This is a genomic window from uncultured Alistipes sp. (assembly GCF_949296715.1).
Lineage (GTDB): Bacteria > Bacteroidota > Bacteroidia > Bacteroidales > Rikenellaceae > Alistipes.
The window spans coordinates 24572-38646 of record NZ_CASFQD010000011.1 but is presented as its reverse complement, the minus strand read 5'-3'; the positions used below and the strand labels follow the sequence as shown (position 1 = coordinate 38646).

Below are 14075 nucleotides of genomic sequence, written 5' to 3'. Positions count from 1 at the left end.
GGTCGGGGCTCTTCTCGTCCGTCGGGGCGGGGCGGCTGCCTTTCGCGGCGGCTTCGGCGCCCCTGCGGGCGGTGCGGTCCGGCCGCTTCCCCGATGCGGTGGCGGCGTCCGCGGACCTTCCTGTCCCGCGGACGGCATCATAGCCCTCTCCGGCGGCGTGTGCCGTGTGAGCGGCGTTCGGGAGGGCGGAGGGCCCGGCGCCTGTTCCGCGGCGGCTGTTTTTCGCCGCCTTTGCCGGTTTGGCGGGCTTTGCCGGTGCGGCGGTGCGCGCCTCGAGCAGGGCCGTGCCGTCCGGCTGTTCCGCGAGGGTGAGGCCCGTGAGCTTCAGGATGGCGTCGAGCAGCTCGCGCTCCTCCGTGGCGCAGAACGAGAGGGCCTGGCCGGCCGATCCTGCGCGGCCCGTGCGGCCGATGCGGTGGACGTAGGTCTCGGCCACCTCTGGCAGGTCGAAGTTCACCACGAGCGGCAACTCGCGGATGTCGATGCCGCGTGCCGCGATGTCGGTGGCAATCAGCACGCGGCAGGCTCCTGTGCGGAAGTCGCCCAGGGCTCGTTCGCGCGCTCCCTGCGACTTGTCGCCGTGGATCGCCCGCGCCTCGATGCCCGCACGTGTGAGCTGGCGGGCAATGCGGTCGGCGCCGTGTTTCGTGCGCGAGAAGACCAGCACGGACTCCTCGCTGCGCTCGCGCAGCAGCTCGGTGAGCCGCTCGCGCTTGTCGGCCTTCTCGACGAAGAGGACCTGCTGGCGGATGGTCTCGACGACCGAGGCCGGGGGCGTGACGGTGATGTGCACGGGGTCGTGCAGAATCGTCGCGGCCAGCCGCTCGATCTCGGGAGGCATCGTCGCCGAGAAGAAGAGCGTCTGCCGCCGGGCGGGCAGCAGGGGCAGGATGCGGCGGATGTCGTGGATGAAGCCCATGTCGAGCATGCGGTCGGCCTCGTCGAGGACGAAGTGGCGCACGGCGTCGAGCGAGATGAAGCCCTGCCCGATCAGGTCGAGCAGGCGTCCCGGTGTGGCGATGAGCAGGTCGACGCCGCGGGCGAGCTCCTCGACCTGCGGGCGCTGGCTCACGCCGCCGAAGACGACGGCGTGGCGCACGGCCGTGTGACGTGCATAGTCGCGGCAGCAGTCGTCGATCTGGATGGCCAGCTCGCGCGTGGGGGTGAGCACCAGCGCCCGGATGGGACGCCGGCCGCGGACCGGCACGGCGGCCAGGTGCTGGAGAATCGGCAGCGTGAAGGCCGCCGTCTTGCCCGTGCCGGTCTGGGCACAGCCCAGAAGGTCGCGCCCCGCCAGGGCGGGCGGTATGGCTTGCTGCTGGATCGGCGTGGGGGTCTGATAGCCCTTCTCCGTGACGGCCCGCAGCAGGGGTTCCGTCAGATTCAGTTCCTGGAATGTCATCGTTGCAAGTGTCGTGTTTTGTTCGGGTCCGGACCGCCGGGGTCCGGGTCGTGCGGCCTGCGGGCCGCGTGTCGGGTCGGGGTGCGCGACAGCCGCCGCGCTTCGTTCTCCTCCGCTGCGGGTGTGGACCGAAGCCCGGGCGGGCTCCGCCGCAGCGGTTTTGTGCGCGGCAAAGGTAGGATTATTTCCCGAAATGGGGCGCATGTCGATGAAATTTGTTAATTTTGCAGGAAAAACCATCATGACTATGGAGACGAAACTCGTGCTTTACAATACGCTCACCCGCCGCAAGGAGGAGTTCGAGCCCCTGACCCCCGGTCGCGTGGGGATGTATGTCTGCGGTCCGACCGTCTACGGCGACCCCCATCTGGGCCATGCACGCCCGGCCGTGACCTTCGACCTGCTGTTCCGCTACCTCAAGTCGCTGGGCTACAAGGTGCGCTACGTGCGCAACATCACCGACGTGGGGCACCTCGAGCACGACGCCGACGAGGGTGAGGACAAGATCGCCAAGAAGGCGCGCCTCGAGCAGCTCGAACCCATGGAGGTGGCGCACTACTACACGGAGCGCTACCACCGGGCGATGGATGCGCTCAACGTCGAGTCGCCCTCGATCGAGCCGTGCGCCTCGGGCCACATCATCGAGCAGATCGCCTTCGTGCAGCATATTCTCGACCAGGGCTTTGCCTACGTCTCGAACGGTTCGGTCTATTTCGACGTCGAGAAGTACAACGCCAGGTACAACTACGGGCGCCTCTCGGGCCGCAACCTCGACGACATCATCGCCAACACGCGCGAGCTGGACGGCCAGGGCGACAAGCGCCACTCCTACGACTTCGCCCTCTGGAAGAAGGCCGCGCCCGAACACATCATGCGCTGGCCCTCGCCCTGGAGCGACGGTTTTCCCGGCTGGCACATGGAGTGCTCGGCCATGTCGACGCGCTACCTGGGCGAGCGGTTTGACATCCACGGCGGCGGCATGGACCTCATGTTCCCGCACCACGAGTGCGAGATCGCGCAGTCGACGGCGGCCCTCGGCCACGATTCGGCACGCTACTGGGTGCACAACAACATGATTACGATCAACGGCCAGAAGATGGGCAAGTCGCTCGGCAACTTCATCACGCTCGAGGAGCTCTTCACCGGCAGCCACCGGCTGCTGGAGCAGGCCTACTCGCCGATGACGATCCGCTTCTTCATCCTGCAGGCCCACTACCGCTCGACGCTCGACTTCTCGAACGAGGCCCTGCAGGCCGCCGAGAAGGGCCTCGACCGCCTGATGAAGGGCATTGAGACGCTCGGGCGCATCAAGCCCTCCGAAAAGTCGACGGTCGATCCCGCCGAGCTGGAGCGCCGCTGCGCCGAGGCGATGGCCGACGATCTGAATTCGCCGATGGTCATCTCGGCGCTCTTCGACTGGGTGCGCCACATCAACCAGCTGGCCGACGGCACGCAGACGATCACCGCCGCCGACCTCGAGGCGCTGCGTGCGACGGTGCGCCGCTACGCCTTCGACATCCTCGGCCTGAAGGACGAGAAGGCCGCCGGAGCGGCTGCCGGGCGCGACTATGTGACGCCGCTCGTGGAGATGCTCCTGGCCGAGCGCCTCAAGGCCCGCGCCGCGAAGGACTGGGCCGCGTCGGACCGCATCCGCGACGGGCTTTCCGCCGCAGGCATCCGCGTCAAGGACCGCAAGGACGGATCGGACTGGGAACTCGAATAACGGACGGGTCATGCAGAGAACCTGTCATATCGTTGCCGCAGGTCTGGGAGAGGTGCTCTTCGACCGCGATACGGTGAGCGTCGCCTGCACGTTCGGCGGCGCCCCCGCGAACTTCGCCTATCATTTCCTGCGCTGCGCGTCGCTGCTGGCGCCCGACGCCCGGATCGAATCGCACGTGGTCAGCGCCATCGGCTCGGACAGGGACGGGCGGCCCGATGCGTGGGGCGCACGGGTGCTGGACGAACTCGGCCGGCGCGGTCTCGGCGCCGTGCTGACCCGCGTGGCGGACCTCCCGACGGGACTGGTCGACAAGCGGCGCGACGAGGCCGGCGTCAATACTTACGAAATCCTGCCGGGAGCGTGGGACGCCCTCGTCTGGTCGCCCGAAACGGAGCGGCTGGCCGCGTGTTGCGACGTCGTCTGCTTCGGCTCGCTCGCACAGCGCAGCGCCGCGACGCACGGCGTCGTCTGCCGCTTTCTCGACGCAATGATCGCTTCGGGGCGCCCGACGCTGCGGGTATTCGACGTCAACATCCGGCAAAACTACTATTCGCGCGAGGTGCTGACGGAGTCCATCCGGCGCTGCAACATCCTGAAGATAAGCGACGAGGAGGCTCCCTCCGTGGCCGCCTGCCTGACCGGGCGCCCGCTTGCCGGTGATGCGGAGACCCTGTGCCGCGACCTGCTTGCGACGCATGCTCGGCTCGGAACGGTCATCCTGACCGAGGGCGGCGCGGGCAGCCGCGTCTTCACGCGCACGCAGACAGCCTGCTACCGGATTCCGCCGTCGGAGCGGGTGAAGCCCGTCGACACGGTGGGTGCCGGCGACTCCTTCACGGGCGCCTTCTGCGCCATGATGCTGCTGGGCGGCGACACGGTGTCGGCCCAGCGTTTCGCCTCGAAGGTCGCAGCCTTCGTGTGCGGTTGTGAGAGTGCCACGCCGGACTATCCGGCCGGGGCACGGGACATGTTTCTGACCCAAAATTAGAATTATGGCAGAATTGAAATCGGCTGCGATGGAGCTCGGGACGGAGCGTATCCGCAAGCTGCTCATGCAGTATGCCGTGCCAGCGGTGGTCGCCATGACCGCCTCGTCGCTCTACAACATGGTCGACAGCATCTTCATCGGCCACGGCGTGGGGCCGCTGGCCATCTCGGGCCTGGCGCTGACTTTCCCGCTGATGAACCTCGCCGCGGCGTTCGGCTCGCTCGTGGGCGTGGGCGCCGCGACGCTCATCTCCATGCGGCTCGGGCAGCGCGACTACGCCACGGCGCAGAACGTGCTGGGCAACGTCGTGATGCTCAACCTGCTGCTGGGCGTGGGCTTCGGGCTCGTGGCGCTGCTCTTCCTCGACCCGATCCTCTACTTCTTCGGCGCAAGCGACGCGACGATCGGCTACGCCCGCGAATACATGACCGTCATCCTGCTGGGCAACGTCGTGACGCACATGTACCTCGGCCTGAACTCCGTGCTGCGCGCCTCGGGACACCCCCGCAAGGCGATGTACGCCACGATCAACACCGTCATCATCAATGCGATCCTCGACCCGCTCTTCATCTACGGCTTCGAGTGGGGCATCCGCGGCGCGGCCATCGCCACGGTGCTGGCGCAGATCATCTCGCTGATGTGGCAGTTCCGCCTGCTCTCGGACCGCTCGGAGCTGATCCACTTCCAGCGCGGCATCTACCGCCTGCGCCGCCGCATCGTGCGCGACGTGATCTCGATCGGCATGTCGCCCTTCCTGATGAACCTCACGGCCTGCTTCATCGTCATCCTCATCAACAAGGGGCTGAAGACCTACGGCGGCGACCTGATGATCGGCGCCTACGGCATCGTGAACCGCCTGGCCTTCGTCTTCGTGATGATCGTCATGGGCGTCAACCAAGGCATGCAGCCCATTGCGGGCTACAACTTCGGCGCGCGGCAGTACGACCGCGTGCTGCGGGTGCTGAAGCTGACGATTATCTGCGCGGTCGGCATCACGACGGCGGGATTCCTCGTCGGGGAGTTCGCGCCGCGGCTGGCCGTGTCGCTCTTCACGACGGACGAGGAGCTGATCCGCCTCTCGGTCGAGGGCATGCGTATCGTCTTCATCTTCTTCCCGATCGTCGGCTTCCAGATGGTGGCGACCAACTTCTTCCAGAGCATCGGCATGGCCGGCAAGGCAATCTTCATGTCGCTTTCGCGCCAGCTGCTCTTCCTCATGCCGGGGCTGCTCTTCCTGCCCCATTTCTTCGAGGTCTCGACGCCGTGGGACGGCAGCTGGGGCGTCTGGTGCGCCATGCCGCTCTCGGACCTCCTCGCTACGGTCGTGGCCTTCTTCATGCTGACATACCAGTTGCGGAAATTCCGGGCCGAACTGGCGGCCCGCTCCGATGACAACAAACCTGCTGCGTTATGAAAGAGCTGTTCGTGATAAATATCGGCCGCCAGCTGGGCAGCGGCGGCCGCGTCGTCGGCGAGATCATCTCGCGTCGGCTGGGCATCCGTCTCTACGACAAGGAGCTGCTGACACTGGCCGCCAAGCAGAGCGGCCTCTGCCCCGCCTGTTTCGAAAAGGTCGACGAGAAGCAGGGCCGCGGCGTCTTCGCGACGATGATTGCCTACCTGCGCTCGCCCTTCGGCGCCGACATGGGCAGCGTGAACAACGTGCTGTCGAACGACGCCCTCTTCAAGGTGCAGAGCGACGTAATCCGCGACCTTGCCTCGCGCGAGTCGTGCATCTTCGTGGGGCGCTGTGCGGACTACATCCTGCGCGACCATCCGCGGGCGGTCAGCGTCTTCATCACGGCGAACGACGACGACCGCGTGCGGCGCATCTGCACGCGGACAGGCTGCACGGAGGACGAGGCCCGCACGATGATGGAGCGTGGCGACGCCAGCCGTGCCGACTACTACAACTACTACAGCCTGCGGACGTGGGGCGCCGCGGCAAGCTATGACCTGTGCGTGAACACCTCGCCGCTGGGCGACGAGGCGACGGCGGACTTCATTCTGGAGTTTGCTGCACGGAAACTGAAGATGACATTCTGACAACGACGATATGGTACTTACGGAACAGATCAAGGAGATGGAGGCGCGCCGCGAGGCGCTGGAGCGCTGTCTGGACATCGAGCAGAAACGCATCGACCTGCGCAACGAGGAGGAGAAGACCCAGGAGCCGAACTTCTGGGACGACCCGGCCGTAGCGCGCGAGCAGCTGCGCAAGGTGGCCGCAATCAAGGCGTGGGTCGAGGATTACGACGCCGTGCGCAAGGAGGTCGAGGACCTGCAGCTGATGCCCGACTTCGTGAAGGAGGGCGTGGTGAGCGAGGCCGAGATGGACGAGCAGTACGCCCGGACGCTGGAGCGCATCGAGAAGCTCGAGATGCGCAACATGCTGCGGCGTGACGAGGACAAGCTGGGCGCCATCATGGACATCAACGCCGGGGCCGGAGGCACCGAGGCGCTCGACTGGGTGTCGATGCTGCTGCGCATGTACACGCGCTGGGGCGAGGCCCACGGCTACAAGGTCAAGACGCTCGACTACCAGGCGGGCGACGAGGTGGGCGTGAAGTCCTGCACGATCGAGTTCGAGGGCGACTACGCCTACGGGTACCTCAAGAGCGAGAACGGCGTGCACCGCATGGTGCGCCTGTCGCCTTTCAACGCCAACAACAAGCGGCAGACGACCTTTGCGTCGGTCTTCGTCTCGCCGGCCGTGGACGACACGATCGAGATCACGATCAACCCGGCGGACATCGAGTGGGACACGTTCCGCTCGTCGGGCGCCGGCGGCCAGAACGTCAACAAGGTCGAGACGGCCGTGCGGCTGCGCTACCACGGCAAGGACCCCGACACGGGTGAACCCGTGGAGTTCCTGATCGAGAACATGGAGACGCGCTCGCAGCTGATGAACCGCGAGAACGCGATGCGCATCCTGCGCTCGAAGCTCTACCAGCGCGAGCTGGACAAGCGCATGGCGACGCAGCAGGCGCTCGAGGCCTCGAAGAAGAAAATCGAGTGGGGCTCGCAGATCCGCTCCTACGTCTTCGACGACCGCCGCGTGAAGGACCACCGCACGGGCGTGCAGACCTCGAATGTCGAGGCGGTGATGGACGGTGAGCTGGACGACTTCATCAAGGCCTACCTGATGGAGTTCGGCGGGCAGGCGTAGCGGCCGGACTGCCCCGGGGATGCTTCGCGGAGCCTTTCCGTCGGAGCGCGGGCTCACCGAAACGGCCCTTTGCGGTGCGTTGCCGTGATATCGTGTATATGATTTGGGCCCTTCTCCGGTTGCTCCGGAAGAAGGGCCTTCCCATGCGGCGGGTGCGGCAGGTGTGACGGGTGTGACGGGTGTGACGGGTGCGACGGGTCAGAAAAAGTCGATATGTATGTAGAGTTCTCCCGTGTCGGCCAGCCGCACGGCGTGCCACGCTCCGTTGCCGTCGGGCGCAAGGTCCACCCGGAAGGTCTTGTAGCGGCCGCTGTATATCGTGCTTTGCAGAATGATTCCCGCGGCGGCCCTGCTGCGGCTTTCGTTCACGGCGATATACTGGACGCAGGCCTCCGGATAGAATTCGAGCTCCCAGTTGTATGAATTGTATGGAATCAGCCCGGTAATCCGCTCGTCCATCCGACGCAGCAGTTCCTTGCCTTTTTCCTCGACCTCCTCGCTGTAGGCTTTCTGACAGGTCAGGGCCCACACCGAGTCGATCGCATCCCTGACGGCGTGTTGGTAGACCCGTGTCAGGTAGCGTGTCCGCTCCGGATGCCGGGAACGCGGGAAAAAGGGGATTCCGGATACCGTGTATTGTCTGCTGTTGATGACTTCCATCCGCCCGCCTGGCAGGGTGTCGAGCCGGTCGGCAAGGGTCATCCGGTCCCCGTCGATCCTGTGGATGTCGGTCAGTTGCAGCGTATCGGGAAGGATGTAGTACTTCGTCTGCGGCAGGATGTCGTAACGGGACCTGGGCCGCGGTATGATCCTGCCGATCCCGAGCCGCTTCAGGGTGACGGTGTCGGTGGCCAGCCAGTAGAGGGTGTCGATAAGCGGCTCCCCGGCACCGATTGTCAGCTCCTGCCGCTGCCAGCGCTCGAAGAAGGCGTCGAGCAGGCTTTCGTCCGGTGCCTGAAGCGCCTCGGCAAATCGGGACGTTAACTCCCCGATACGGCGCTTTTCCTCCTCCGGGAGCTGGCCGCGGGCTCCGGTTGCGGCGAGCAGCAGGCAGAGTGCCGGTAGGCTCTTTCTGATGAATGTCAGCATGGCGGTGTGTTTTTCCTTAAGATGCGGATTTCGCCCGAAATGCATAACCGCCTGCGCGAATCCGGCGGAAAATCCTATCTTTGTATCATCATCCCTGCATTATGAAACGACTGCTCCTGATCTGTTGCGTGCTGGCGGCGTTCGATGTCGCGGCCCGCACCCCCGTGCTGGTCGGCATGACCGACACGGCCCGCTATTTCCCGCTGCTGGCCGGGCGGCGCGTCGCCGTGCTGGCCAACCATACCTCCGTGGCGGAGCTGCCCGGCGTCGTGGACCGTGCGGGTCGGCCCGTCGCGACCGATGCCGCGGGGCGGGTGCACCTGGTCGACCTGCTCCATGCGCGGGGCTTCGACGTCGGGGCGATCTTCTCGCCCGAACACGGATTCCGTGGCACGGCCGATGCCGGCGAACATGTCTCCAGCTCGGTCGATGCGCGCACGGGCATTCCGATCCGCTCGCTCTACGACGGCAACATGCGCCGTCCCTCGGACGAGGCGATGCGGTCGTTCGACGTGCTGGTGGTCGACATGCAGGATGTCGGGCTGCGCTTCTACACCTACTACATCGCCATGCTGCGCATGATGGAGGCCTGCGCCGACTACGGGCACGAGGTCATCGTGCTGGATCGCCCGAACCCCCACGGCGAGAAGATCGACGGTCCGCTGCTCGACATGCGCTACGCTTCGGGCGTCGGGGCGCTGCCTATCCCCGTGCTGCACGGGCTGACGATGGGCGAGATCGCCCGCATGGCCGTCGGTGAGGGGTGGTGCGCCCCGTGCCGGCTGACGGTCGTCGCGTGCCGCAACTACACCCATGCCACGGAGTATCTGCTGCCCGTGGCGCCGTCGCCCAACCTGCCGACGCAGCGCGCCGTCTACCTCTACCCGTCGCTCTGCCTCTTCGAGGGGACGCCCGTGAGCGTGGGGCGCGGCACGGACCGCCCGTTCGAGTGCTACGGCCACCCGGCGCTTCGCGGCACGGCCTGGACAGACCGCTTCACGCCCCGCCCGACGGCCGGGGCCAAGCACCCGCCGCTCGAGGGCGAGGAGTGCCGCGGCGAGGATTTGAGCTTGATGCCGTTGGAGGAGGCGCGCGGCGTGGGGCTGTCGCTCCGGTGGTTGATCGCCGCCTGCCGCAACCTGGGGATGGGCGAACGCTTCTTCACGCCGATGTTCGAGAAACTGATCGGCGCGGGCTATGTGCGGGAGATGATCCTTGCCGGCGCTTCGGAGGAGGAGATCCGTGCCCGCTGGGTCGATGACCTTGTGCGCTACCGCACGCTGCGGGCGCGCTACCTGCTCTACGAATAACGGCCGGGGCTGGATGTTGCGGCGGGGTGCCGCGGTTGGGTGCCGCGGCTGTGTGTTGCGGGCCTGCGGGTCTGCTGCTGCGGGTCTGCTACTGCGGGAAATTCCGCGGCGCAGTCAGCGCACGGGCACGACGCTGTCCTTCTCGCCGACGGGGCGCAGGACGCGGCAGGGCGAGCCTGCGGCAATCATCCCGGCGGGGATGTCGTGCGTGACGACGCTCCCGGCAGCGATCACGGCGCCGTCGCCGATCGTCACCCCCTGCAAGATGGTCACGTGGCCCCCGATCCAGACGTTGTTGCCGATTGTGACGGGCAGCGAGCGCATGATGCCCTCGTTGCGCTGTTCGGCAACGAGGGCGTGGCTCACGGTGTAGATGCCCGTGTCGGGACCGATGTAGACGTGGTCGCCGATCGTGACGGGCGCCTCGTCGAGGATCGTGAGGTTGAAGTTCGCGTAGAAGTGGTCGCCGATCGAAATCTGCGCGCCGAAGTCGCAGTGGAAAGGCGAGAGGATGCTGTAGTGCGTGCCGAGGCGCCCGAGCAGGCGGCGCAGGATCGCGTCGCGTTCCGCCGCGGCCGAGGGCGGCAGGGCGTTGAGGCGGAATACCTCCTCGCGCGTGCGCAGCAGCGCTTCGCCGATCTGCGGCGTTGCAGCCCGCAGCCAGGCGCCTGCGGTCATCAGTTCAAGATCGTCCATGTTTTCGTTTTTCATATCACTCTCCGATGAAATATTGCGGCGTGCAGCCTGCCGTCAGCAGGGCGCACAGCAGGGTCAGCAGGCGTGTCATGTCCGGGAAATAAAAAAGCACATCCCGCGGGCGGAATGTGCCTGTTTCGTTTTGCCGGAAAGGGTTACTCCGAAACGATTGCCTCGCTCGGGCATACGCCTGCGCAGGTGCCGCAGTCGATGCACTTGTCGGGATCGATTACGTAGATATCGCCTGCCGAAATAGCCTCTACGGGGCACTCGCCGATGCAGGTACCGCATGCAACGCATGCGTCGGTAATTTTGTAAGCCATTGTCTTGTAAATTTATTGTTAATGAGTGTTTGTGTACAGCAAATATAAAAACTTATTTGATAATATCAAAACCCGTGTAGGGAATCAGCACCTCGGGAATGCGGATTCCTTCGGGCGTCTGGTTGTTCTCGAGCAGCGCGGCCACGATGCGCGGCAGGGCCAGCGACGAGCCGTTGAGCGTGTGGGCCAGCTGCGTCTTCTTGTTCTCGTCGCGGTAGCGCAGCTTGAGGCGGTTGGCCTGGAACGACTCGAAGTTCGAGACGGACGACACCTCCAGCCAGCGCTGCTGCGCCTCGGAGTAGACCTCGAAGTCGTAGGTCAGGGCCGACGTGAAGGACATGTCGCCGCCGCAGAGCCGCAGGATGCGGTAGGGCAGGCCGAGCGACCGGACGATCGACTCGACGTGGGCCACCATGCCGTCGAGCGCCTCGTAGGAGACCTCGGGCAGCGACAGCTGCACGATCTCGACCTTGTCGAACTGGTGCAGGCGGTTCAGGCCGCGCACGTCCTTGCCGTAGGAGCCCGCCTCGCGGCGGAAGCAGGGGGTGTAGGCCGTCATCTTGACGGGGAACTCCTCCTTCTCGAGGATCACGTCGCGGTAGATGTTCGTCACGGGGACCTCGGCCGTCGGGATGAGGTAGAAGTTGTCGACCGTGGCGTGGTACATCTGTCCCTCCTTGTCGGGTAGCTGTCCCGTGCCGAAGCCCGAGGCCTCGTTGACCATCACGGGAGGCTCGACCTCGAGGTATCCGGCCTTCGTGTTGCAGTCGAGGAAGTAGTTGATCAGCGCACGCTGCAGGCGCGCACCCTTGCCCTTGTAGACGGGGAATCCGGCGCCCGTGAGCTTGACGCCCAGGTCGAAGTCGATGATGTCGTACTTGCGGGCCAGCTCCCAGTGCGGCAGCGGGTTTTCGGGCAGCTTCGTGTAGCTCTCGACGAGTTTCACGACGAGGTTGTCCGCCGCGGTCCTGCCCTCGGGCACGATGTCGGCCGGGAAGTTGGGCAGCGTGACGAGTGCCGACTGCAACGCCTCCTGCACTTCCTTCGATTCGGTCTGCAGGTGCGACGAGGTCTCCTTCAGGTCGCCGACGAAGCGCTTGCGCTCCTCGGCCTCCTCGCGGCGGCCCTGGCCCATGAGCATGCCGATCTCCTTGGCGGCCTTGTTCTGGGCTGCGAGCGTGTTGTCCAGCTCGACCTGAATGGCCTTGCGGCGGTCGTCGAGTGCGATGATCTTGTCGATGACGGGGGCGGCATCCACGCCCTTCTTGGCGAGTTTGCGGACGGCGGCCTCGCGGTCGTCGCGGATTTGCTTTAACGTAAGCATGGTATCTGGTATGTTTGAAGTTTCACGTTACGGAGTGCAAAATTAACAATTTCGCGGCAAACTGTTGCATGCGGGCCCCGTTTTTTGCGCTTTTCGCGCGGCGAAGCGGGCTGCGGACGGATGCGGGGAGCGCGGACGGCGCCGTGCGGTGCAATTTTCCCACTTCGGGGACGGCGATTGTGGCGCTTTTTGCCTATTTTTGCGGAAAAGTTATGGAGATGAAGCGTATCGAACTGCTGGCCCCGGCCCGCGATTACCGCTCGGCCGTCGCCGCCGTGGACTACGGCGCCGATGCCGTCTATATCGGCGGCGCGAAGTTCGGGGCGCGGCAGGCTGCCGGCAACAGCGCCGAGGAGATCGCCCGCGTCGCAGAGTATGCCCACCGCTACGGCGTGCGGGTCCATGCCACGCTCAACACGCTGCTGTGGGACGACGAACTGGAGGAGGCCGAACGGCAGGCCCGTGCGCTCATCGACGCCGGGGTCGACGCCCTTATCGTGCAGGACATGGCCCTGCGGCGCATGAACCTGCCCGTCGAGCTGCACGCCTCGACGCAGATGTGCAACCGCACGGCCGAGGGGGCGCGCTTTCTGGCCGAGGCGGGCTTTGCGCGCGTGATCCTCGAGCGGGCCCTCTCGCTCGAGGAGATCCGGGCGATCTGCGCCGCGACGACCGCCGAGGTCGAGTGCTTCGTCCACGGGGCGATCTGCGTCGGCTACAGCGGCCGCTGCTTCCTCTCGCGGTCGCTCTCGGCGCGCAGCGGCAACCGCGGGGCGTGCAGCCAGCCCTGCCGCCTGCCGTGGGACCTCACGGACGGCGCCGGACATACCTACATGAGCGGCCGGCACCTGCTCTCGGTGCGCGACCTGAACCTCTCGGCACACATCGGCGAGCTGCTCGATGCCGGCGTCACGAGCTTCAAGATCGAGGGCCGTCTCAAGGATACGGGTTACATCCGCAACGTCGTGGCCTACTACCGCCGCGTCGTGGACGAGGCCCTCGCCGCACGGCCGCAGCTCGTCCGCGCCTCCGTCGGGGTGAGCGTTCCCGATTTCGAACCCGACCCCTCCAAGAGCTTCACGCGCGGCGAGTCGGAGTACTTCTTTGCCGGGCGGCGGGCCGGTGTCGCGTCGTTCGACACGCCGAAGGCCGTGGGCGAGTATGTTGGACGTGTGGGGCGCGTCGAGGGGCGGAGCTTCACGCTCAAGGGCACGGCGGCACTCTCGCCGGGCGACGGGCTCTGCTTCCGCACGGGCGGTGCCCTTGTCGGCACGAACGTCAACGCCGTCGACGGGGCGCGCATCACCCCCAACCGCATGGAGGGGATCACCCCCGGGGCGGAGGTCTACCGCAACTACGACCACCGCTTCAATAAGTTGCTCGAGGCGAGCCGCACGCGGCGCGTGATTCCCGCCGCGGCGCACGTCGAGGTGACCGACGCGGGGGTGACCTTCCGCTATGTCGACTGCGAGGGCATCGCGGCCGGGGCGCACCGCGCGCTGACGCCCGAGCGGGCGAAGAACCCCGAGTCCAATGCCGCGGCCCTGCGCACGCAGGCGGCCCGCAGCGGCGACACGATCTTTGCGGTCGGCGAGGTCGAGGTGTGCGGCGGCGAATGGTTCGTCCCGGCATCGCTGGCGGCCGAACTGCGCCGCGAGGGGCTCGAGCGGCTGGCCGCGGCGCGTGCCGCGCGGCCGATTCAGCACCGCATCCTGCCCGAAAAGCTTGCGGCGCGCTACCCCTCCACGCGCCTGACGGCCGAGGAGAATGTCACGAACCGCCTGGCCGAGGCCTTCTACCGCGACCACGGGGTCACGGAGATCGAGCGCGGGCTGGACCTTGCCCCCACGACCGCGGGGCACACCGTCATGCGGTCGGCCTACTGCATCCGCCGCGAGATCGGCGAGTGCCTGCGCGAGCGGCCGCGGCTGCGCGGCGAGCTCTACCTCGAGCGGGGTGCGCAGCGTTACCGGCTGGTCTTCGACTGTGCGCGGTGCGAAATGAGCCTGGTGGATTGCAAAAAGAGTACGAAATAGAGCACACAACGCCTT

The 14075-nt window shown here is 66.2% G+C and carries 12 protein-coding genes; 7 read left to right on the top strand and 5 right to left on the bottom strand.

Going from position 1 to position 14075, the window contains the following annotated elements; genetic code table 11:
- Window positions 1–1402 (bottom strand): DEAD/DEAH box helicase (locus Q1Y33_RS01410; protein ID WP_300797524.1); only part of this gene is annotated, 1402 nt, incomplete at its 3' end.
- 247 nt (window positions 1403–1649) lie between these two features.
- Here Q1Y33_RS01410 and cysS point away from each other — a divergent pair.
- The 5 genes from cysS to prfB are packed head-to-tail and all read left to right on the top strand — an operon-like array spanning window position 1650 to window position 7282.
- Window positions 1650–3125: a cysteine--tRNA ligase gene (gene cysS / locus Q1Y33_RS01405; protein ID WP_300797523.1), complete on the top strand. Its 1476-nt coding sequence runs from the start codon at window positions 1650–1652 to the stop codon at window positions 3123–3125.
- 10 nt (window positions 3126–3135) lie between these two features.
- On the top strand, window positions 3136–4113 hold the full coding sequence (locus tag Q1Y33_RS01400) for a PfkB family carbohydrate kinase (RefSeq protein WP_300797521.1): 978 nt from the start codon (window positions 3136–3138) through the stop codon (window positions 4111–4113).
- A 4-nt stretch (window positions 4114–4117) separates the two neighbouring features.
- Entirely contained in the window at window positions 4118–5527 is a 1410-nt protein-coding gene (locus Q1Y33_RS01395; protein WP_300797519.1) for an MATE family efflux transporter, read from the top strand.
- On the top strand, window positions 5524–6159 hold the full coding sequence (locus tag Q1Y33_RS01390; RefSeq protein WP_300797518.1) for a cytidylate kinase-like family protein: 636 nt from the start codon (window positions 5524–5526) through the stop codon (window positions 6157–6159). Before Q1Y33_RS01395 ends, Q1Y33_RS01390 begins: the two co-directional genes overlap by 4 nt.
- A 10-nt stretch (window positions 6160–6169) precedes the next feature.
- A complete protein-coding gene (gene prfB / locus Q1Y33_RS01385) occupies window positions 6170–7282 on the top strand; it encodes a peptide chain release factor 2 (protein WP_300797516.1) in 1113 nt (370 codons plus the stop codon).
- Between the two features lie 198 nt (window positions 7283–7480).
- Here prfB and Q1Y33_RS01380 read toward each other — a convergent pair whose 3' ends face one another.
- Window positions 7481–8371 carry a hypothetical protein gene (locus Q1Y33_RS01380; protein ID WP_300797514.1) on the bottom strand — a complete coding sequence of 297 codons (891 nt, stop codon included), beginning with the start codon at window positions 8369–8371 and terminating at the stop codon, window positions 7481–7483.
- A gap of 101 nt (window positions 8372–8472) precedes the next feature.
- On the opposite strand from Q1Y33_RS01380, the gene Q1Y33_RS01375 reads away from it, so the two are divergent.
- Window positions 8473–9681, top strand: coding sequence for a DUF1343 domain-containing protein (locus Q1Y33_RS01375; RefSeq protein WP_300797513.1), 1209 nt, complete (start codon window positions 8473–8475; stop codon window positions 9679–9681).
- A gap of 114 nt (window positions 9682–9795) precedes the next feature.
- On the opposite strand, the gene Q1Y33_RS01370 is transcribed toward Q1Y33_RS01375, so the two are convergent.
- The 3 genes from Q1Y33_RS01370 to serS form a co-directional block, all read right to left on the bottom strand.
- Window positions 9796–10377 carry a sugar O-acetyltransferase gene (locus tag Q1Y33_RS01370; RefSeq protein WP_300797511.1) on the bottom strand — a complete coding sequence of 194 codons (582 nt, stop codon included), beginning with the start codon at window positions 10375–10377 and terminating at the stop codon, window positions 9796–9798.
- Between the two features lie 155 nt (window positions 10378–10532).
- The gene (locus tag Q1Y33_RS01365) at window positions 10533–10700 is read right to left on the bottom strand and encodes a 4Fe-4S binding protein (protein WP_300737441.1); all 168 of its coding nucleotides are present in this window, start codon (window positions 10698–10700) and stop codon (window positions 10533–10535) included.
- A 52-nt stretch (window positions 10701–10752) separates the two neighbouring features.
- Window positions 10753–12024, bottom strand: a complete 1272-nt coding sequence (gene serS / locus Q1Y33_RS01360) for a serine--tRNA ligase (protein ID WP_300797509.1) — start codon at window positions 12022–12024, stop codon at window positions 10753–10755.
- A gap of 218 nt (window positions 12025–12242) precedes the next feature.
- On the opposite strand from serS, the gene Q1Y33_RS01355 reads away from it, so the two are divergent.
- Window positions 12243–14060 (top strand): U32 family peptidase, encoded by a 1818-nt coding sequence (locus Q1Y33_RS01355; protein ID WP_300797507.1) that lies wholly within the window; start codon window positions 12243–12245, stop codon window positions 14058–14060.
- Window positions 14061–14075 lie beyond the last annotated feature (15 nt).

Excerpts from the sequence above, each read along its gene's own strand:
- Q1Y33_RS01390 (WP_300797518.1), top strand. The coding sequence starts at position 5,524 with ATGAAAGAGCTGTTCGTGATAAATATCGGCCGCCAGCTGGGCAGCGGC.
- Q1Y33_RS01375 (WP_300797513.1), top strand. The coding sequence starts at position 8,473 with ATGAAACGACTGCTCCTGATCTGTTGCGTGCTGGCGGCGTTCGATGTC.
- Q1Y33_RS01370 (WP_300797511.1), bottom strand. The coding sequence starts at position 10,377 with ATGGACGATCTTGAACTGATGACCGCAGGCGCCTGGCTGCGGGCTGCA.
- Q1Y33_RS01365 (WP_300737441.1), bottom strand. The coding sequence starts at position 10,700 with ATGGCTTACAAAATTACCGACGCATGCGTTGCATGCGGTACCTGCATC.
- Q1Y33_RS01380 (WP_300797514.1), bottom strand. The coding sequence starts at position 8,371 with ATGCTGACATTCATCAGAAAGAGCCTACCGGCACTCTGCCTGCTGCTC.
- cysS (WP_300797523.1), top strand. The coding sequence starts at position 1,650 with ATGGAGACGAAACTCGTGCTTTACAATACGCTCACCCGCCGCAAGGAG.
- Q1Y33_RS01355 (WP_300797507.1), top strand. The coding sequence starts at position 12,243 with ATGAAGCGTATCGAACTGCTGGCCCCGGCCCGCGATTACCGCTCGGCC.
- Q1Y33_RS01395 (WP_300797519.1), top strand. The coding sequence starts at position 4,118 with ATGGCAGAATTGAAATCGGCTGCGATGGAGCTCGGGACGGAGCGTATC.
- Q1Y33_RS01400 (WP_300797521.1), top strand. The coding sequence starts at position 3,136 with ATGCAGAGAACCTGTCATATCGTTGCCGCAGGTCTGGGAGAGGTGCTC.
- serS (WP_300797509.1), bottom strand. The coding sequence starts at position 12,024 with ATGCTTACGTTAAAGCAAATCCGCGACGACCGCGAGGCCGCCGTCCGC.
- prfB (WP_300797516.1), top strand. The coding sequence starts at position 6,170 with ATGGTACTTACGGAACAGATCAAGGAGATGGAGGCGCGCCGCGAGGCG.